Source organism: Cobetia sp. SIMBA_158, from assembly GCF_046566945.1.
Classification (GTDB): Bacteria; Pseudomonadota; Gammaproteobacteria; order Pseudomonadales; family Halomonadaceae; genus Cobetia; species Cobetia amphilecti.
Map to the genome: position 1 here is coordinate 57402 of NZ_JAWJYL010000008.1, position 19224 is coordinate 76625.

At 61.4% G+C, this 19224-nt stretch carries 14 protein-coding genes; 2 read left to right on the plus strand and 12 right to left on the minus strand.

Going from position 1 to position 19224, the window contains the following annotated elements; all coding sequences use genetic code 11:
* Nucleotides 1-76: 76 nt before the first annotated feature.
* The 10 genes from R2R70_RS13075 to R2R70_RS13120 form a co-directional block, all read right to left on the minus strand.
* Nucleotides 77-1201 (minus strand): glycosyltransferase family 2 protein, encoded by a 1125-nt coding sequence (locus R2R70_RS13075; RefSeq protein WP_410978242.1) that lies wholly within the window; start codon nucleotides 1199-1201, stop codon nucleotides 77-79.
* Nucleotides 1195-2664, minus strand: a complete 1470-nt coding sequence (locus R2R70_RS13080) for a lipopolysaccharide biosynthesis protein (protein ID WP_410978243.1) — start codon at nucleotides 2662-2664, stop codon at nucleotides 1195-1197. The genes R2R70_RS13075 and R2R70_RS13080 overlap by 7 nt, the downstream gene beginning before the upstream one ends.
* Entirely contained in the window at nucleotides 2655-3494 is an 840-nt protein-coding gene (locus R2R70_RS13085) for a WbqC family protein (RefSeq protein ID WP_410978244.1), read from the minus strand. The genes R2R70_RS13080 and R2R70_RS13085 overlap by 10 nt, the downstream gene beginning before the upstream one ends.
* A gap of 2 nt (nucleotides 3495-3496) precedes the next feature.
* The gene (locus tag R2R70_RS13090) at nucleotides 3497-4639 is read right to left on the minus strand and encodes a DegT/DnrJ/EryC1/StrS family aminotransferase (RefSeq protein ID WP_054556247.1); all 1143 of its coding nucleotides are present in this window, start codon (nucleotides 4637-4639) and stop codon (nucleotides 3497-3499) included.
* A 177-nt stretch (nucleotides 4640-4816) separates the two neighbouring features.
* Entirely contained in the window at nucleotides 4817-6127 is a 1311-nt protein-coding gene (locus tag R2R70_RS13095) for an exopolysaccharide biosynthesis polyprenyl glycosylphosphotransferase (RefSeq protein ID WP_279832778.1), read from the minus strand.
* A gap of 55 nt (nucleotides 6128-6182) precedes the next feature.
* Nucleotides 6183-8402 carry a polysaccharide biosynthesis tyrosine autokinase gene (locus R2R70_RS13100; protein WP_279832774.1) on the minus strand — a complete coding sequence of 740 codons (2220 nt, stop codon included), beginning with the start codon at nucleotides 8400-8402 and terminating at the stop codon, nucleotides 6183-6185.
* Nucleotides 8403-8492: 90 nt separating this feature from the next.
* Entirely contained in the window at nucleotides 8493-9611 is a 1119-nt protein-coding gene (locus R2R70_RS13105; protein ID WP_410978245.1) for a polysaccharide export protein, read from the minus strand.
* 1556 nt (nucleotides 9612-11167) lie between these two features.
* Nucleotides 11168-12277, minus strand: coding sequence for a glycosyltransferase family 4 protein (locus R2R70_RS13110; RefSeq protein ID WP_410978296.1), 1110 nt, complete (start codon nucleotides 12275-12277; stop codon nucleotides 11168-11170).
* Nucleotides 12278-12517: 240 nt separating this feature from the next.
* Entirely contained in the window at nucleotides 12518-12664 is a 147-nt protein-coding gene (locus R2R70_RS13115; RefSeq protein ID WP_410978246.1) for a hypothetical protein, read from the minus strand.
* A complete protein-coding gene (locus tag R2R70_RS13120; protein WP_107336366.1) occupies nucleotides 12661-13713 on the minus strand; it encodes a glycosyltransferase family 2 protein in 1053 nt (350 codons plus the stop codon). The genes R2R70_RS13115 and R2R70_RS13120 overlap by 4 nt, the downstream gene beginning before the upstream one ends.
* A gap of 688 nt (nucleotides 13714-14401) precedes the next feature.
* On the opposite strand from R2R70_RS13120, the gene R2R70_RS13125 reads away from it, so the two are divergent.
* Nucleotides 14402-15163: a sulfite exporter TauE/SafE family protein gene (locus R2R70_RS13125; RefSeq protein ID WP_054556253.1), complete on the plus strand. Its 762-nt coding sequence runs from the start codon at nucleotides 14402-14404 to the stop codon at nucleotides 15161-15163.
* The gene (locus R2R70_RS13130; RefSeq protein WP_410978247.1) at nucleotides 15163-15489 is read left to right on the plus strand and encodes a hypothetical protein; all 327 of its coding nucleotides are present in this window, start codon (nucleotides 15163-15165) and stop codon (nucleotides 15487-15489) included. The genes R2R70_RS13125 and R2R70_RS13130 overlap by 1 nt, the downstream gene beginning before the upstream one ends.
* 127 nt (nucleotides 15490-15616) lie before the next feature.
* On the opposite strand, the gene glmS is transcribed toward R2R70_RS13130, so the two are convergent.
* Nucleotides 15617-17575 (minus strand): glutamine--fructose-6-phosphate transaminase (isomerizing), encoded by a 1959-nt coding sequence (gene glmS, locus R2R70_RS13135; protein WP_410978248.1) that lies wholly within the window; start codon nucleotides 17573-17575, stop codon nucleotides 15617-15619.
* Between the two features lie 207 nt (nucleotides 17576-17782).
* The gene (locus R2R70_RS13140; RefSeq protein ID WP_153636201.1) at nucleotides 17783-19129 is read right to left on the minus strand and encodes a UDP-glucose dehydrogenase family protein; all 1347 of its coding nucleotides are present in this window, start codon (nucleotides 19127-19129) and stop codon (nucleotides 17783-17785) included.
* Nucleotides 19130-19224: the final 95 nt, after the last annotated feature.

The following is a 19224-nucleotide window of genomic DNA, read 5'->3' on the forward strand; positions in this document are numbered from 1 at the left end:
CTTTCTGGTGATCTTGACGACGCCTTGTCATCAAATGCTTCAATCGCCCTCATCACACCCTGATAGCCGGGGGCATTCAGGCGCTTTTACGCTTCTGCGCTGCGCTGTCGTTTGGCACACGACGGCGACGAGCCCCTGTCAATCTGGTCATTACATCCTGGCGTACGAGGCGCAGCAGCCGACTACGGTCCATGTGCGAGAGCAGCGCGACCCCCTGACGGAAGTTGGCCAGGCGCTGCATGGCGCTCGCGGGCGCCATCACATATTGCTTGAAATAGTGATAGAGCGGGATATACAGGCTGTCGGAATGCGGCATATGCCGAGCATGGGCATGAAAGACGTCGATGGCCGAGATCATGTCGCGTTGATAGCGCTGTTCGACCTCGCTTTCCTGCTGCTGCGATGTCCAGGAACCCTTGGCATTGCGGCGATAGACACAGGCAGCATCTTCGTAATAGAGAGTCTCGCCTTGCAGTGCCATGTAGGACTGCAGGAAGAAGTCCATGATCGGGGCGCCGCGACAGGACGCCATCATCGCGTCGACGGTGGTGTCGATTCGTCGGAAGCTGAAGGCCGGTGATGGAATGGAGGCACCGCGCAGCCCGATCACTGCCTCGGCAGAGATCTTCTTCACGCTATCGGCATAACGGCAGATGAGCGAATGATCGCCGGTGGCTTCATTGAATTCCAGCGCCGGATGGAAGCAGACCGTCGCCTCGGGATTGGCGTCGAACAAGGCGACCTGACGGGCCAGCTTGTCGGGTTTGATCCAGTAATCATCGCCTTCGCAGTAGGCAATGATGTCGCCGCGCATCACCGGCATGCAGAAGGTGATCGGCCAGATATGCTGCGAGTACTGGTTCACGTCCTGCAGGATCGGCCGCACGATGTTCGGGTAACGGGCCGCATATTCCTCGATGATTTCCCGCGTGCCATCCGTCGAGACATCGTCATGCACGACGATCTCGAACGGAAAACGCGTGCGCTGCATCAGAAAGCCATCCAGCGCCATGCGAATGTAGTCGCCATGATTGAAGGCGAAGCACATCACCGAGACGCGCGGGGCGCTGAGATCGCCCTTCCACTCCGCCATGATGGCGGCTTCCTCGGCGGGTGCTGGCGGTACAGGCAAGGGCCCCGTCTGCGGGATGCCATTCATGAGGGGCGTCGCGAGTGCCCGGGCATAACTCAGCTCTAACATGCAGTATTCCCCACTTTCCGTTGTGAAAGACGCTCCTGGATCCAGCCTGCGCCGTACTGCCAGGCTGCGAAGCGCAGCCAGCAGGACAGCACCAGATAGGCCGCCCCTGCCAGCAGACCTGACACCACCAGCACCATCGGTGCCGGCCAGATGGCCAATAGCGCTGGCACGGCCCACCAGGTCATGCCCGCCACCGCACTGGCCAGCAACAGAGCCGGCAGGAAATCGGCCAGCTGCTCGCGGATGCTGTAGTTGATCAATTCCCGCGAGAACCAGGCATTGGGGATGTAGGACACCACCGCCACCACGATCTGGCCGAACAGGATCGCCATCACGCCATGGCGCCAGGTCACCGCCAGTACCGCACAGATCAATACCTTCTTGACGATCTCGAGTCCGAGAAACAGGTCCGAACGCCCCTTGACCTGCAGCACGTTGAGATTGAGCACACTCAGCGGATGCATGACGGCCGCGATGCACATCAATTGCAGATACGGTACGGCGTCCAGCCAACGGCTGGGGAACAATGTCAGGAACAGTGGCTCCGCCAGGGCTGCCAACAGCAGTACCCCTGGAAACAGCAGAAAGACCATGACCTGCAGGATACGACGATAGGCCCCCTTCAGACGTACCGAGTCGTGCTGGATACTCGCCAAGGCCGGGAAGGTCACGTTCTGGATGGCCGTCACCAACTGGTTGATCACCAGCTCCTTGAGTCGCTCGGCAAAGAAGAACAGCCCCGCCACCGTGGCAGAGAACAGCTTGGCAACCACCAATACGTAGAGATTGACGAACACCACATCCAGCATGCGTGACAGGAACATCTTGTAGCCGAAGCGGAACATCGCCTTGAACGACACCACATCGAATTCCAGCCGCGGGCGCCAGCTGCCCCACCACCACATCAGGGCGGTAGTGACCAGCGCTGCCGTCAGCATCTGCCCAGCCAGCGCCCAGACACCGAAGCCCAGCCATCCGACCAGCACTGCCACCCCGCCCGACACCACGCTGCCGGGAATGCCAGCCTTCATGCGCGTGCGAAAATCCAGCGCGCGGTTGAGCATCGCGCCCTGGATGACCTCAAAGGAATTGATCAGCACCACGATGCCGCCGATACGCACCAGCACGATCAGGCGTGGCTCGGTATAGAAGTCGGCGATCAGGGGAGCACTGGCATACAACAGGCCGTAGGCCAGCACCCCGAAGGCGATATTGCTGAAGAAGGCGGTGCTGGCATCGCGCGGACCGAGGGTCGGCATGCGCAGAATGGCCTGCTGAAGACCGGAATCCATTATGGCCGAGGCGATGGTCAGAAAGACCAGCACCATCGCCATCAGTCCGAAATCTTCCGGTACCAGCAACCGCGCCAGCAGCAGCGTGACCAGACTGGCCATACCACGCCGCAATAATTGATCCATGAAATTCCACAGAATGCCGATGGTGGTCTTGTTGGTCAGTGACACGAGGCAAGGCCTCCCTGAACCGAGTGGGCCGTGACATCGCGCGCCAACTGTCCCGGCACAGCAGCCGTGTTACCAGTGGCATTGCCCGCGGTGCGCAGCAGCTCCCGGTCTTCCGTCAACAGCTGGTACTCGGCGAGTCTTGCGCGCACCTCGCCCGGTGAGCACCACATCAGCACATCGATGATCGACAGGCCGGCGACGAACTCCGCCTGACGCCCTGAGCGACGCGAATCAAGCGGAGTCTGGCAGTAGTCACTCGGCTGGCTGGCGAGGAATGACAGCGTGATGCCATTGGCCACAAAGGGGGCCGCCTGGTAGAGCTTGCGGCCACCGATGCTGTTGATGTAACCCTCGGCCCCGCGCATCAGTGACATCTCGATCAGACGGTCCTGGGCCTTGATGCTGCGGTCGTGCTCAAGCTCACTGGTGAGCAGAAAGCGACACTCCAGCCCCAGGTAGTCACACACCCGCTCGAAGCTGTACTTGCACAGCGCCCCGATGCGGCGATCTTCATGCTGGAACACCGCCTGCAGCAGCGGCATGACCTCTGCGTAATACGGTGCCTTGGCATAGGCGTGATGCAGCGTTGTCAGCAGGCTGTCCGGTGTCGGACCGAAGACGAGCTCGCTGATCAAGCGGTTGGGCGATGCCTTGGGCACCGACAGCGTGAAGCGATGCGCCTTGCCGCCCAGCAGCACATTGTTGCGATGGATATAGCCACGCGGAATGAAGGCGACATCGTCATAGACGAGAAACTCGTCACAGGCATGCATCAGCTGGAAATAGCCGATATGCGGGAACAGATAGGGCTGCATGATCGCGATGTTCATGATCAGGCGGCCTTGACGTGGCGATTGACGATGATGCGCACCGCCCCGAGGATCTCGCTGACCTCAAGCCCCGAGTAGAGCGGCAGACACAGGATACGACTGGCGATATCGGTGGAATGCACGATCTGCGGGGTGATGACATCCTCGTCCTGCAATTCGGCGGCGGGTCGCCCGAGGAAGGACAGCGATTCCAGCGACGGGCAGAAGTAACGTCGTGCCAGATAGCCTTCCTGCTGCAGACGCTGCATCACCTCGAGCAGCATGCTTTCGCTTTCGAGAATGATCGGGAAGTAGGCATAATTCAGGCTGGCGCCGGTCTGGCGGGTCTGCAGCTGGACATTGCCGCGCAGCGCCTGGGCATAGGCATGCCAGACCAGCGCCCGGCTTTCCAGATTGCCTTCGATCTCATCCAGCACGCACAGCCCCATCGCCGCCTGGAACTCATTCATCTTGGCGTTGATGCCCAGTTCCTCGATGCACTCCGGGCCGGTGATGCCGAAGTTGATCAACTTGCGGGCGCGTTCCAGGTCTTCCTTGCGCTTGAAGATGATCGCGCCGCCTTCGATGCTATGGAACAGCTTGGTGGCGTGGAAGCTCAGGGTGCTGGCATCGCCATGTGACAGCAGGCTGTTGCCGCGATAGGTCACGCCGAAGGCGTGGGCACCGTCATAGATGACCTTCAGATCATGCGCCTCGCCCAGCGCATCGATGGCCTCGACATCACAGGCATTGCCGAACACGTGCACCGGCACGATGGCACGGGTGCGTGGCGTGATGGCCGACTCGATGCGTGCCGGGTCCAGACACAGGGTGTCGGGGTCGATATCCGTGAATACCGGCTGCATGCCCTCCCACTTCAGGCTGCTGGCGGTGGCGATGAAGGTGAAGGGCGTGGTGATGACCTCCGCCGATTCGTACTGGCCCGGCATCTGGGCGATGCCCAGCGCGCGATAGGCGATCTGCAGCGCCAGGGTACCATTGCTGACCAGCAGCAGGTTCTCGACGCCCAGGTAGGTTTCCAGACGCCGAGTGAGCTCCTGCTCGAGCGGGCCGTGGTTGGTCAACCAGCGCCCCTCGAAGATGGAATCCACATAGCGGTCGAAATTCTCCCGCTCCGGGAAGTAGGGACGCGTCACCGTAATCATGATATCGACTCCTTTCGTACATCAGATGAAGATTGGCTCTGACAGCAGACGAGTGCCGGTGCAGCGCGTTCGCTGCGGGTTCCTCTGGCACCGACTCGCTACACGTTTCAGAGAAGTGCCGCACACTCGCCTGCGGAGACACTCGTCTACAGACGTCTACAGATAGTGCAGGCCCGCTCAGCGCGAGCCGTTGCCGCTGATCACGATCTTGATGGTGCGGATCACCACCAGCAGATCGAGCCAGAAGGAAAAGTGCTTGATGTAGAAGAAGTCGTATTCCAGCTTGCGGATCATGCCTTCCACTTCAGCGGCGTAACCCTGCTCGACCTGCGCCCAGCCGGTGATGCCCGGGCGCACGACATGGCGGTAGTGGAAGAACGGCACGTCCTTGCGATACCAGTCGGCCAGATTCATCGACTCGGGGCGCGGGCCGATCAGGCTCATGTCGCCCTTGAGCACATTGAACAGCTGGGGCAGCTCATCGAGACGGCACTTGCGGATGAAGCGCCCGACTCGCGTGATGCGCGGATCACTGCCTTCCTGGGTGAAGCCCGCGCCCTTCATGCCGTCATACATGCTGCGGAACTTGTAGACGGTGAAGGGGCGGCAGTGAAAGCCCATGCGCGGCTGGCGGAAGATCACCGGCCCGGGACTGTCGAGGCGGATCGCCAGCGCCGTCAGCAACATGACCGGCGCCAGCAGCGGCAGCATGAGCGCGGCGACGGTGAAGTCCATCCAGCGCTTGATGACCTCATAGTCTTCCCGCGGCGTCAGCGAGCCGAATTCGTTGGAATAGAGGTGATCCAGCAGTACGCGACCGGTGATCATCTCGTGGGCATGGGTCGCGTGATAGACCGGAATGCGGTGGATGGTGCAGTCCGCCAGGAAGCTCTCCCACTCGCTGGGCAGTTCACCGCGCAGGTCCGCCACCACGCCATCGATGCGTGGCAGGCCAACCAGATCCGGTCCGCGCAACGACAGCCACTCGACGCCCGGGCGGGTGCACAGACTCGGCGCCTTGCCGTAGGGCACCACCGCGAAGCGCATCCGGCGCACCCGGGTGTCGATGTAGTAGTAGACCGTGCACAGGCTCACCGCGAGCAGGAAGGACAGGCCGACCTGGTGACGCGAATACTCAAGCCCCAGCACCCCCAGCACCATCATCAAGGTCAGATAGGAGATGACGATCGCCGGCACGACATAGAGGTAGGAGCGCGTGCCCGGCAGGCGAGACAGGCGATTGACCGCCGTTACCGATAGTGTATATGCCGCGCCGGTGCCCAACAGGGCATGCCATTGGGCATCACTGGTCAGCCACCAGTGGGTGTCACCCGGCATCAGCTGGTTCAGCCCGGCCTGGTACAGTGCCGGTGCGATGACCACCACCAGCATCCCGAAGATCAATTGCAATCGCTTGCTGGCCAGCAAGCGTTCGTAGTGATGGGAGTAACGCCGCTGGTGCTCCATCGACAAGGGTATACCGCTCATCGTGCTTACCTCCTCCGTGATTCAAGCGTCTTGAGAGCTGCCAAGCGAGACGGTGTCAGGCGTAGCTGTAGTTGTAATAGCCGTAGCCATGCTTGTCGCCGGCTTGCGGTTCGATGGCATTCAGGATGGCGCCCTTGACGTGAATGCCATTGTTCTCGAGCTTCTTGCGCGCATGCTCGAGTTCGCGCACCTGGTTCATGCCAAAGCGCGCCACCATCAGACTGGCACCGACGTGACGACCGATGATCAGCGCTTCGGTCACGGCCAGCACCGGCGGCGTGTCGATGATGATCAGGTCGTAACGCTCACCGAGTTGCTCCAGCAGTTCGGCGAAATTGGGCTGCATCAACAGCTCCGACGGGTTGGGTGGCGCGACGCCACGGCCCAGGAAATCAAGATTGTCGATATTGGAGCGATACAGCACCTCATCCAGTGACTTGTTGGCACTCAGAATGTCCGACAGGCCACCCTGCTCGGAGGTACGCTGGAAGGCGTGATGCAGGTGGCCACGGCGCATGTCGGCATCCATCAGCAGCACGCGCTGACCGGCCTCGGCACTCACCGCCGCCAGATTGAGGCTGACGAAGCTCTTGCCGATGCCCGGGCTCGGCCCGGTGAACATCACCGACTTGCGACGATTGTCGAGCAGGGCGAAGTGCAGGCTGGTACGCAGGCTGCGCAGGGCCTCGATACTGATGTCAGACGGCTGGGAGGTGGCCAGCACCCCCTGATAGATCTCGCGACCGCTCCTCTCTCCCTTGAGACGCACGCGACGCATCATGTCTTGCTGCAGTGGCGACAGCGGCACCGTGGCGTAGACAGGCAGGTCCAGCGCCTCGATCTGCTCGGCGGTGTCGATGCCCTTGCGCATCGCATGACGCAGTAGAACTACCAGCGCGCCCAGCATCAGGCCGATCATGCAGAACACGGCCAGCATCAACGATGTCCTCGGCGAGATGGGCACTGGCTGAAGTACCGCCGAGTCCAGGATGCGCACGTTGCCGACGGTGCCGGCCTTCTTGAGGCGCACTTCCTCGCGCTTGTTGAGCAGCGCGACATAGATTTCCTGGCTGACGGTGACATTGCGGTTCAGGTTGAGCGCCTCGCGCTGGGCGGCCGGCAGCTGCTCGGCCTGCTTCTGCACGCGCGCCTTCTCCTGATTGAGCGAATCACGGCGTGCCACCAGCGCCCGATAGGCCGGGTGCTCGCTGGTGTAGGCACGGGACAGCTCGGCCAGGCGCAGCTTGATCTCGGTCAGCTGATTGTCCAGCCCGACGAGATTCTCCATCACCTGCTGACTCTCGGCGGTCAGATCGACCGAATCGCGACGACGGCGATAGTCGTTGAGTGCCGATTCGGCCTCATCGAGCTGGCCACGCAGCGTCGGGATCTGGGCGCCCAGAAAGCCGAGCTGATTGTCCGCCTCGGCAGATTCCCGCTCGATGTTCTGCTGCAGGAAGACACTGGTGATGGTGTCCAGGGTATTGACGATGGCGGCCTGGTCACTGCCGGTCAGGCTCAATGTGACCACCCCGGTGTCGGTGCCATTGCGCACGGCGGTGAAGCGCGACTTGAGCGAGTTGATGGCGCTCAGGTCCGAGATGCTGGTCAGCGTGAAGCGTGCACCGGGTTCGGCTGACAACTCGCGCACGAAGACCTTGATGCCCTCCGCCAGCGCGTTCTCGCCCACCTTGCCATCGACGATCGGCTGCCCCTCGGCATCCAGCAGGCGGTAGCGCTCATCTCCCAGGGCCTCGAGAGTCAGCGTCTGCTGTTGCCACGGGCCGCTCAGCTCAAGCGTGGTGACCTTGAGGGTGTCATCGCCCCAGGCGTAATCCTGCCCGCCGAGGCTTGCCGGCAGGCGCAGATGGCGGTTGGAGAGCCAGTCACCGATGACCGGGTAACGCACCGGAGAGACCACGATATTGAGGCGCTCGCGATCCACGGCCTGGCCCAAGACCAGTCGTGAGGCGAGAATTTCCAGCTCATCGCTGGTGCTGCTCTCGTCGCTGCCGGTCGCCTGACCGGCCAGCGGCCCCAGCAGGCTGGCGCTGCCGCCCTTGTCCTCGATCTGGATCAGGGAATCGGCCAGGTAGATGCGCTGCTGGCTACCGACGAGATAGATGCCCAAGAGAGTGAACAGCAGCGTGCTGCCGATCAGCCACCAGCGTCGATGCCAGAGCAAGGCGAGAATGGTGCTGAAATCGAGTCGGCGCGTGGTGTCCTTGCCAGGCTGTGCAGAAGAGGATGGCATGGGAGAGGTGTACTGATTCATGACGCCGCCTTGAGTAAACGATTCAGGCCCGGCAGGCAGGTGATACGGCAGGTCGCGACGCGACCTGCCATGCGGGAGTGGGACATGACCTCAATCCTCGATGTCATCGATGACCGAGACGAATGCCCCGGTACTGGTCACGGACGGCAGCAGCTGGCTCAGCACACGGTTCCAGCGGCTGACCGGCGCGGCGGTCACGTAGACCACATCACGCGGTTGCAGCGGGAAGCGCGCGCCCAGCATCAGCGAGGTCGCATCCGAGATATCGAGAATGAAGACCGTGGCCAGCTTGTCGGACTCCGGCGCATTTTCACGCACCACGAAGACGCCTGACGGATTGGCGCGGTCTTCATCGACCCCGCCGGCCCGCGACAGCGCATCGGTGAGGCTCAGACGTTCATTGCCCACCGGCATGTTGCCGGGCTTGAGTACCTGACCGAGCACGAAGACGTTCTGGTCTTCCGCCACCGGCACATTGATCACGTCGCCATCCTTGAGCAGACGGTTCTGACGCATGTCGCCCTGCTGCAGCAGCTGATAGAGACTCAGGTGCTCCTGCTGGCCGTCGCGCGTCAGCGTGATGTTGTGGGTATTGGCCAGTGCCGTGACCCCGCCGCTGGCACTGATGGCATCGATCAGGGTCAGCGGAACATCCGTGACCGGCACGAAGCCGGGTTCGGTCACGGCGCCACTCAGATAGACGCGCTTGGAGCGGAATTGCGCCACCGAGACATTGACCTGCGGCTCGGTGATGTAACGGGACAGCCCCGCGACCAGCGCGGCGCGCACCTCATCCACCGTCATGTCACGAATGTTGATGCGCCCGACATAGGGGTAGAACAGCGTGCCATCCGGCTGGACGATGTAGGTCAGTGCCTCGACCGTCTGACGCTGCACACCGCTTTCCTGAGCCAGGTCCAGCGGCGTGCTCAGGTTGATGGCCAGAATGTCGCCGCCCCCCACGCGGTAGACGTACTGCTTGATGTCATCGACCAGCTCAGGCGGCGCGGGAGCGGTCTGGGCGGGGCGCGCACGATAGTTGGAGATCAGCCCGGGGGTGATCGGCGTGACTTCCACCTGGTCGGTCAGCGGCGCGACCTCGGCTTCATAATCCATGTGCCCACCGGGCGCGAAGGCACACCCGCTCATCGCCAATACCACGGCGGCAAATGAGAACGCCCGAAGCGTCGTTCTGACCGGTATATTCATATCCTGTCTCTTCCCCTGTGATCCTGACCGCTACCGCCAGGCGCTGTTTCGGCACGCTACCGCCCCGAGGAACTGGCGTTCTCCCCTGCTGCCGATAGCGGCGCCCTGTTGGCGTACATGTCATCTGTCATGGAGTGGTCACGCCTGCCCTTCGATACCCCTGCGATATCCCCGGACACACGTCAGGCATGTGTCCATGACACATGCCCATGACCGAACTCCGAAATGGAACGTTTATTAGTATTTTAGTAATTCACTACCAGGCATCTACCACATGAAACTTATTGCATTGATCGACTTTCTCATCAATCAAGACAACATGACTCATTTGATTAACCGATACTTATAAGATTGATCGCGCCAACATTACTGATTACTTCTTTCTTGCACTTTTATTGACATTTCTGTTCAAGCGACTCGTTGCTTGAACCTGTCAGGAGCTACTGTCGACGGAAGGTTTGTGCACCCCCTTCAAGCAGGCGAGACCTGTCCATCTCGTTGGCGAGTCAACTGGCACGGCAGCGTCAGAACGGGATGAGAATTCATGCCCGCATGCATTCCATGGAGAGGTGCGATGATTGAGGTGCAACGCTCGATCGCCCGGATGCGCCTGCGCCATCTGCCCGACCTGGCAGGTAGCGCGACCTCGAATGAGGCGACCACCCAATGCCCCGCAAGGCAAGGGACACGCCGCTGCCACGTAAGGCACCGACGGCTTCTTCAATCACGCCCAATATATCAAATCCATTTAATACAATGTGTTACTGACATTCTCTGCCTGAGCTGACGCACTATCCTGTACGTCCGTGGCAAGCTCGGGTCTGACTGACCACCCGGCGGCAATGACCCCGACCCCAGACTCGCCCCCGGGACTTGATGCCTTCTCATGAGGCATTTCGCCGCGCCCGGTGTCGCACACTGGAGCGGTACCTCTACCCGCCTGACTGCCCATCTGCGAGGCCCGTCCTGCTCTTGTATCGCACGACTCTTGCTCATGCTTCGTGCGTACTTCATACATGCCCAGCGACCTCAACAGAACTGCGCATGACGCATGACAGAACGAATATTCTCTGACGCTTATCGGCAACTCCATATTCGCCAATAAGCGACAACACTGTCCCCTCTTCAACAGGGCTGATAATAAATCAATTCACCTCAACAGCAAGGACTTGTCGGGTCGTCGAGACGATTGTACTGGCGGTGGTAACTTTAAGCTGCTTCCCCTAATCCTCATCATTGGCAGTCAGGTACCTGACAGACGACAGATTACCCTTAGTGCATCTAATGCAAATTGCGAAATAAAACTACGTTAATTTAGAAACAACTAATCATATAACTCACCTTTGCAGAATGAGAAATCCCAACCGCACTTTGCACACGCCTCACACATGCCACGCAGGTGCCCAGATACGCCCCGACCAACCCCTGAAAGACGAAAAGGCCAAGGGAGTGTCAGCGACACCCCCCTGGCCTTTCCAATGGCGATCATGACTTACTCAACGTGGCAGCCTTCCCTGAACATGCACCTCCGTCGCTTGGGTGTCCGCCGCGGACACTCAGGGCGCCACCTCCAGCCCCGAGGTGGCCTGCGCCGGTTGGTGGTTGCCATACAGCGCCAGATGCCCACTGATTGCGGTATCGATGTGATAACTCGCCCCGTAACGGCGCGCATTGCGGGCGAAGCTACGCCGCAACTCAGCATCGCCCACCAGCCGTCCCAATGCCTCGGCGTAGCGCTCAGGCGTGTGCTGGTCGACCACCAGGCCGTTGCCGACCCGATGCACCACCTCGGCACAGCCGCCGACATCGGTGACCAGCACCGGCAGGCCACTGAGCGTCGCCTCCAGCAGCGAGATCGGCAGCCCTTCCCAGGCGGATGACATGATGAAGGCATCGGCGCTGGCCAGCAGCCCCGCCACATCCGAGATATTGCCCAGCAAGATGACCTCATCATGGAGCCCGAGCGCCTCGATCTGCGCCATCAGCTGTGCCTTGTGCGGGCCCTCACCGGCGATCCTGAGCGTGAACGCCAGGCCCTGCGCCTTGAGTCTGGCGCAGCTTTCCAGCATCAGGGGATATTGCTTGGCATCGGTCAGACGTCCTATCGCCGCCAGCTGCACCGGAGCCTGCTGGTTCGCCTCGCGCCAGCCACTGGCCTTGAGGCGCGCCCCGGACGCGGCGTTGTCGATCTGCACCACCGGACGCGCCGCAATCGGCGCAAGCTTGTCGGTGCAGGCGCGACAGATGCCGACGTAGGCCGTCACGCGACGATCAAACAGCCGAAACATCCAGTTCGGCGCCCCTAGCTCGATGTTGTGTACCGTCATGATCACCGGAAGCGCGCTAGGCAGCCGGAAGGCGAACATCAGCGCGTAATACAGGTGGCAGTGCACCACGTCCGGCGCGAAACGCATCACTTCCCTGCGCAGCCTCGCCGCGCCTCGCCACGGGCGCCGGCGCGTCTCGGTGCCCAGAAACGAATAACTGACACCGCCGGCAGTCAGCTGGCTCAGAAAGCGATGCTCGTATTCGAGATCACGGCCACATTCCGCAGCGGTTTCCAGAAAGGTGATATGTACACTGTGGCCTGCGGCCACCATCCCAAGACTCAGGTCCTTCACGTAGACCTCGGCGCCACCAGAAGCGGGAGCCGAGATGACATGCATGATTCTCACGGCGAAAGCCTCCTGCTCTCGTTCATCGAAAAAGTGAGGGCGGCCGCCCTCACTTGTCAGCTCACAATTCTTCTAGTCAACCAATCAGTCGCCGTCAGCGCGTCATGTCACGCGCTCTCTCCCTCTCCGGCGCACAAGACTCAGCCATCCCGGCTCGCCCCAAGAAGCGTCGAGCAGACCTCAAACAGCAGATCAAGACTCTTTTGCGGGTCAAGATGGCCGACGACCTCGTCACCTCAGGCGACGTGCCGTCTGGAATTCCGAGGTTCGTTCAGCACTGGCGGCCAGCATGTTGGCGGTATCGGCGCAGGCACGTTCGGTGCCGCCGGTGCGTGACTGGGCACCGGTATAGAACAGGATATGTTTATGAGTGCTCATGAGGCGTATTGGCTCCGGCGGACAAGTTGCCGGGACAATGCCGGGCTCACTGCATAGCTCATCAACAGTGCCTGCTCCTTCAGCGAGAGCTGGCGCAGAGATGACCAGGACGCTTGTCGCACCTGGTCGAGCACGACCTTGCGCACCCGCGAATCATCCGCCGTCTTGTTGATCGCCTGGCGCATGATGAAGCTGACGCCGACGAACCGCAGGCCGCGGATTTCCAGCAGGGCCATGCCGTGCGTCGCGGCGAAATGCTCGCGATAATGCTCCGCGAAGACCCGCCAGCTGCGGTGGAACTTGTCCAGTTCCTGGTTGCTGAACGGCTTGCGCGTCAGAGATCCGTCACTGCGCTTGTCGAAGTAATACAGCACCTCGGGCAGATACAGCACGCGCTCTGCGCGTCCGAACAGATCCAGGTTATAGAGGCCATCCTGCGACACGGGCAGATCAGGGAAGCTCAGCGAGCAGGCCAGGTCGGCGCGGATCGCCTTGCCCCAGGGAGACGACACGATGGTGTCATGCATGAAGTCACGAAAGGCCCGGGCCAGCGGGCGCTCTTCGGCCTGCTGGCAGAATGCCAGGCTGTCGTGATCGCCCTTGGGGCCTTGCAGGCAGTAGCGGAAGACCACCGCCTCGGGCGAGTCGAACGCCTCGATTCGGGCCTGCAGAATATCCAGCGCGCCAGGCGCGAAATGATCATCAGCGTCACAGAACAGCACATAGCGGCCGCTGACCAGGCTCAGACCATGATTGCGCGTGCCACCCGGCCCCATGTTGTGAGGATTGCGGCGCAGAACCAGCCGCCCGGGGATGTCAGGCGTCTCGCCGGGCGGCGTGGACACTGAGGATTGCTGCTCCATTTGCTGCTGCGCCTGTCGCTCAGCCCACAGGAATCCATCATCCGTCGAGCAATCATCAATGATGATGTGTTCATAGGATGCCTGGTTGTCACGCAAGCTGTTGATACAGCGCGCAAGACCATCCCCTGAATTGTGATTTGGCGTCACGATGGAAAAGTAAGGCGACTTCCCTGTATAGCGTTCCATGCCCTGCCTTCTTTATTGTTCACTGTCATTGACCAGCACAGCCGACCAGCGCCCTCGAAGCAGAGCACACACTGCACTGAAGAGTGGGTCAGTTCTTGCGACTGACTTTTATTCGCAATTTCTTATATTTTAGTGCTTGAGTCCCGTTTATCCGACAGAAGCTGATCCTGCACTGGAGATGACAGGTGAACGACGCCACCCTGAAGGTGATCTCTGGATGGATGACCGCTCGTGAGAAAGGTAGTCGCAGAAAGTGGCAGCAAATGGCGACACTTCCTGCCCCGCCGTTGACCACAGACTAATAATCCCCCTCAGCCCAAACAAGCTGCGCTGTCGCCAAAAGCCGAAATCATGAGCGTTTATGCGGCAATCCTCCGGCAACTCATGCCAGATACTGAGAATCAGTGACTACTGAAATACGCCCCGCCCACTGAGCCAATTGAGCCAGCACGACCAAAGCCGTAATGCCCGCGGCCTTATGTGATGCACATCAACGTGAGCACTTTGCGCGAGTGTCATACTGCCAGAGCGCGATGCAGGCTATGATGGCAGGCATTGGTCGGCCTCCCCGCACGCGCACGGCGCCCGCTCTCAAGCGCCCTTGCCTACCAGCGCCAGGCCTCGCGCATGCTGGAGCCAGCGCCGCCCTGCCCTTTGTGTTCTATCCCCTCTTGCCCACGGAGACTTCATGGAGCCTTGGCAACTTGTCGCCATCATGATGAGTCTGGCACTCGCCAGCTATATCCAGACCCTGACCGGTTTCGCCTTCGGATTGATCGTGATGGGGCTGCTGGCGACCCTCGATGTGCTGCCCATCGAGAGCGCCGCATTGCTGTGTACTCTGTTGGGACTGTTCAACAACGGGATGGCCATGCGCGGGCACTGGCGAGAGATCAATCCGCGTCTGGCACGCCGCCTGCTGGTCACCAGCCTGCCAATGTTGCCGGTGGGCTATTTCCTGGCGGTCTGGCTGGGCAGCGAAAGAGCCCCCCTGTTGGGCATGTTGCTGGGCATCGTCATCCTGATCGCCTGTCTCGCCCTGCTGGCTCAACCGGGCCCGCGTGCCACGACATCGCCACGCTGGCACTTTCATACCGCCGGTGTGCTGTCAGGCCTGATGGGGGGATTGTTCGCGGCCAATGGCCCGCCTCTGGTGGTCGTGCTCTATCGTCAGCCGATGACCCTGATCGCCATTCGCTGCACGCTGTTCGGTGTCTTCATCGTCACCGGCATCGTGCGCATGGGCCTCAGCATCGCGGCCCCGGGGCGTATCGGCGACACCCTGCCCCAGCTGCTGCTCGTGGGGCTGTCGGGCGCCCTCGTCGTGATGCTCTTCACCGAGCTGGCGCGCCGCTTCCCGCCGCCCTTGAGTGACAATCGTCTGCGCCAGGTCGCCTATGCCATTCTGCTGGTCTCGAGCGTCAATCTGATCATCAAGGGCCTGATCTGATGTCTCAGACTCCACCAACCCATGACGCGGCTGATCCAGCGGGCGATGAAGGCTTCATCGAACTCTCAAAGAGCACGATTGACGCCATCAAGGCAGCGGGCAGAAAGCTTGATGAGGACGTGCAGGCGGGACGCCTTCCTGCGGGCAGCTCGCGCTGGATGATGGCACCGTCGGGGGAGCGCTTCTGCATTCGTCATTCCGGCCCAGCCATTGATGAAGAGACTGATGAAGACTCTGATGACGCACCTGAGCCAGACGCTGACACGCATCGCCAGTCACTGATGATTCGCTGCTGGCAGCGTCTGCTGGCACGCGTGAAGCGCTGACGAGCATTTCCAGAGACCCAGTCCTCGAGAAAGCTCGCGACAAAGCTCTCGATATAGCCTGCAACAAAAAAAGGGACTGCCCATGGGCAGTCCCTTTTGTTTGCTTCATGGCCTCAAGGGCGGTCGATCACTCCACCGTGACACTCTTGGCCAGGTTGCGCGGCTGATCGACGTCGGTGCCCTTGAGCACGGCGACGTGATAGGAGAGCAGCTGCAGCGGCACCGCGTAGACGATCGGCGCGAGGAAGCGACAGACGCCCGGCACGGTGACGACGTGAACACCTTCACCGGCCTTGAGGCTGACTTCCGGGTCCGCGAACACGAACAGCTGACCGCCGCGGGCGCGAACTTCCTGCAGATTGGATTTCAGCTTCTCCATCAGGTCATCCATCGGCGCGACCGCCACCACCGGCATGTCTTCGTCGATCAACGCCAGCGGGCCGTGCTTGAGCTCACCAGCCGCGTAGGCTTCGGCGTGGATGTAGGAGATTTCCTTGAGCTTGAGCGCCCCTTCCATGGCGATGGGATACTGGCTGCCACGCCCGAGGAACAGGGTGTGGTGACGGTGCATGAACTTCTCCGCCAGCTGCGCGATTTCCCCATCCAGCGCCAGGGATTGCTCGATCACGTGCGGCAGGTCCTTGAGGCGCATCAGCAGCTGACGGCTCAGCAGATCATCCGTCTGACCATCGCCCTTGGCCTGACGCAGCGCCAGGGTGGTCAGCATCAGCGCTACCAGCTGGGTGGTGAAGGCCTTGGTGGAGGCAACACCGATTTCCGGCCCGGCGTGGGTCAGCAGTGACAGATCGGATTCACGCACCAGCGAGCTGCCCGCCACGTTGCAGATGGCAAGGCTTGCCAGATAGTGCCCGGCCTGAGGGCCTTCACGGTTGAGCTTCTGGATGTCACGCAGCGCCGCCAGCGTATCGGCGGTCTCGCCGGACTGGGACAGAGTCAGGAACAGCGTCCCCGGCGCCGCGACCCGCTCGCGATAACGGAATTCCGAGGCCACCTCGACCTGAGCCGGAATGCCCGCGACCTCTTCCAGCCAGTAACGCGCCACCATGCCGGCGTGATAGCTGGTACCACAGGCGATGATCTGTACCTGACGCACGTCGGCGAACAGCTGCGTCAGGCGTGCCACATCCACGACCTGCTTGCCGCTCTCGTTGCCTTTCTCGCTGCCGGCGCTGGCGGCGAGGAAGGAATGGCGCGAGACATCGAAGGCCTCCAGACGCACGCCCTTCGGGTCCAGTCGCTCGGCCAACGTGCGCGACAGCACACGCGGCTGCTCCATGATCTCCTTCATCATGAAGTGGCGATACTCGCCCTTGCCTGCCGCTTCGACGCTGTGCTCGTAACGCACCACTTCACGCGTGACCGGCGTCAGTTCATCTCGGTCGCCGGTACGTTCCAGCACCTGGATACCCGCCAGCGTGATGGCGACCATGTCACCTTCATCAAGATAGATGAAGCGATCGGTAACCGGCAGCAGCGCCAGTGGGTCAGAGGCGATGAAGTGCTCATCGATCCCCACGCCGACCACCAGCGGGCTGCCCTGACGGGCACCGACCAGCAGTTCGGGGTTGCGCTGCTCCATCACCGCCAGAGCGAAGGCGCCATCGAGACGCGCGGTGACCGCATTGACGGCTTCCGGCAGTGCCAGGCCGCTGCACAGCTCGCGATCGACCAGGTGCGCAACCACCTCGGTGTCGGTCTCGGAAGTGAAGACATAACCGGCGCCTTCCAGCTCGCCGCGCAGCGCTTCGTGGTTCTCGATGATGCCGTTGTGCACCACGGCGACCCGCTCACTGGAGAGATGCGGGTGCGCATTGTGCTGGGCAGGACGCCCGTGGGTCGCCCAGCGGGTGTGCGCCACGCCGATGGCGCCGGACAGCGGCGCCTCGCGCAGCTCGTCTTCCAGCGCACGTACCTTGCCCACGGCACGCGCACGACGCAGCTCTCCGGCAGGGTCGATGACCGCCACGCCGGCGGAGTCATACCCGCGGTATTCGAGGCGATGCAGCCCCTCGATCAGAATCTTGCTGATATCACGCTGAGCCAGACCGGCAACGATGCCACACATGAGAAATTCCTCTACTGCGTGCCACCCTCATGGAGAGCGTGGCACGACTGAATGGATGTCTTTCAGGGAGTGCGTACGCAGATCAGGTACGCGTGCTGAATCTTTCAGTGACGTTCAATGCCTGCTTGAGCATTGATGTCTGAGCACTGACGCTTGAGCACTGACGTTTGAGTAATGACGCCCGGGCTGTGATGCCAAGCCGCAAGCTCAAGCCTGATTCAGCAGCAGGGTGTCACCGCGGCCGACCGCGTAGTACATCAGGCCGGCGGCCTTCATGGCGGCGGGCTCGAACAGGTTGCGGCCATCGACCACCACCGGGAAGCCGAGCTGAGACTTCAGCCACTCGCCATCCAGGGTGCGGAATTCCTTCCACTCGGTGCAGATCACCAGCGCATCGGCGCCCTTGACCGCCTGCTGACGGTCCGCGACCAGTACCAGCTCATCGCGCTCGCCGTAGATGCGGCGGCATTCCTTCATCGCTTCCGGGTCATAGGCCTGCACGGTCGCGCCAGCGGCCCACAGCGCTTCCATCAGCGTGCGGCTCGGCGCATCGCGCATGTCATCGGTATTGGGCTTGAAGGCCAGACCCCAGACGGCGATGGTCTTGCCCTTGAGGTCGCCATCGAAGGCCCGCGACAGCTTGTCGAACAGGGTGACCTTCTGGCGCTTGTTGACGGATTCCACGGCGGTCAGCAGCTCGGCTTCATAACCGATCTGGCTGGCAGTACGTGCCAGCGCCTGGACATCCTTCGGGAAGCAGGAGCCACCATAGCCACAGCCCGGATAGATGAAGTGGTAGCCGATACGCGGATCACTGCCGATGCCGCGACGCACTTCCTCGATGTCCGCACCCAGGCGCTCGGCCAGGTTGGAAATCTCGTTCATGAAGCTGATCTTGGTCGCCAGCATGGCGTTGGCGGCGTACTTGGTCAGCTCGGCGGCGCGCACATCCATGAACATCAGCTTTTCATGGTTGCGGTTGTAGGGGGCGTAGCATTCGCGCATGCGCTCACGCACCGCTTCGGAATCGGTGCCGACCACGATGCGCGCGCCACGCGTGAAGTCGTCCAGCGCCGCGCCTTCCTTGAGGAATTCCGGGTTGGAGCAGACATCGAAATCGACGCTTGCACCACGGTCCTTGAGCACGTCCTTGACCCGCGCCTTGACGCGGTCTGCCGTGCCCACCGGCACGGTGGACTTGTCGATGATGACCTTGTAGTCATTCATGTGCTCGCCGATGGTGGTGGCGACGGACAGCACATACTTGAGGTCAGCGCTGCCGTCTTCATCCGGCGGCGTGCCCACGGCGATGAACTGCAGCACGCCATGCTCGACGGCTTCACGCGCGTCGGTGGTGAAGCTCAGGCGACCGGCTTCCACGTTGCGCAGCAGCATGCCTTCCAGGCCCGGCTCATAGATGGGAATCTCGCCCTGCTTGAGACCCTCGATCTTGGCGGCGTCCACATCCATGCACACTACGTCGTGGCCGACGTCGGCCAGGCAGGTACCCGTGACCAGACCGACATAACCGCTTCCAAAAATCGTGATCTTCATTGATGTCATCCTTGCTGGCCTTGTCGCCAGATCGTGTCGTGATACTCAAAGTGAAACGAGGCAATGGCGGCAGAATCTCGTGCACATCTGACGGC

What these genes read in the sequence shown, in the direction of transcription:
- R2R70_RS13105 (WP_410978245.1), bottom strand. Translation starts at nt 9,611, where the DNA reads ATGAATATACCGGTCAGAACGACGCTTCGGGCGTTCTCATTTGCCGCC.
- R2R70_RS13130 (WP_410978247.1), top strand. Translation starts at nt 15,163, where the DNA reads ATGTCTCAGACTCCACCAACCCATGACGCGGCTGATCCAGCGGGCGAT.
- R2R70_RS13090 (WP_054556247.1), bottom strand. Translation starts at nt 4,639, where the DNA reads ATGATTACGGTGACGCGTCCCTACTTCCCGGAGCGGGAGAATTTCGAC.
- glmS (WP_410978248.1), bottom strand. Translation starts at nt 17,575, where the DNA reads ATGTGTGGCATCGTTGCCGGTCTGGCTCAGCGTGATATCAGCAAGATT.
- R2R70_RS13125 (WP_054556253.1), top strand. Translation starts at nt 14,402, where the DNA reads ATGGAGCCTTGGCAACTTGTCGCCATCATGATGAGTCTGGCACTCGCC.
- R2R70_RS13110 (WP_410978296.1), bottom strand. Translation starts at nt 12,277, where the DNA reads ATGCATGTCATCTCGGCTCCCGCTTCTGGTGGCGCCGAGGTCTACGTG.
- R2R70_RS13075 (WP_410978242.1), bottom strand. Translation starts at nt 1,201, where the DNA reads ATGTTAGAGCTGAGTTATGCCCGGGCACTCGCGACGCCCCTCATGAAT.
- R2R70_RS13100 (WP_279832774.1), bottom strand. Translation starts at nt 8,402, where the DNA reads ATGAATCAGTACACCTCTCCCATGCCATCCTCTTCTGCACAGCCTGGC.
- R2R70_RS13115 (WP_410978246.1), bottom strand. Translation starts at nt 12,664, where the DNA reads ATGAGCACTCATAAACATATCCTGTTCTATACCGGTGCCCAGTCACGC.
- R2R70_RS13085 (WP_410978244.1), bottom strand. Translation starts at nt 3,494, where the DNA reads ATGAACATCGCGATCATGCAGCCCTATCTGTTCCCGCATATCGGCTAT.
- R2R70_RS13140 (WP_153636201.1), bottom strand. Translation starts at nt 19,129, where the DNA reads ATGAAGATCACGATTTTTGGAAGCGGTTATGTCGGTCTGGTCACGGGT.
- R2R70_RS13120 (WP_107336366.1), bottom strand. Translation starts at nt 13,713, where the DNA reads ATGGAACGCTATACAGGGAAGTCGCCTTACTTTTCCATCGTGACGCCA.
- R2R70_RS13095 (WP_279832778.1), bottom strand. Translation starts at nt 6,127, where the DNA reads ATGAGCGGTATACCCTTGTCGATGGAGCACCAGCGGCGTTACTCCCAT.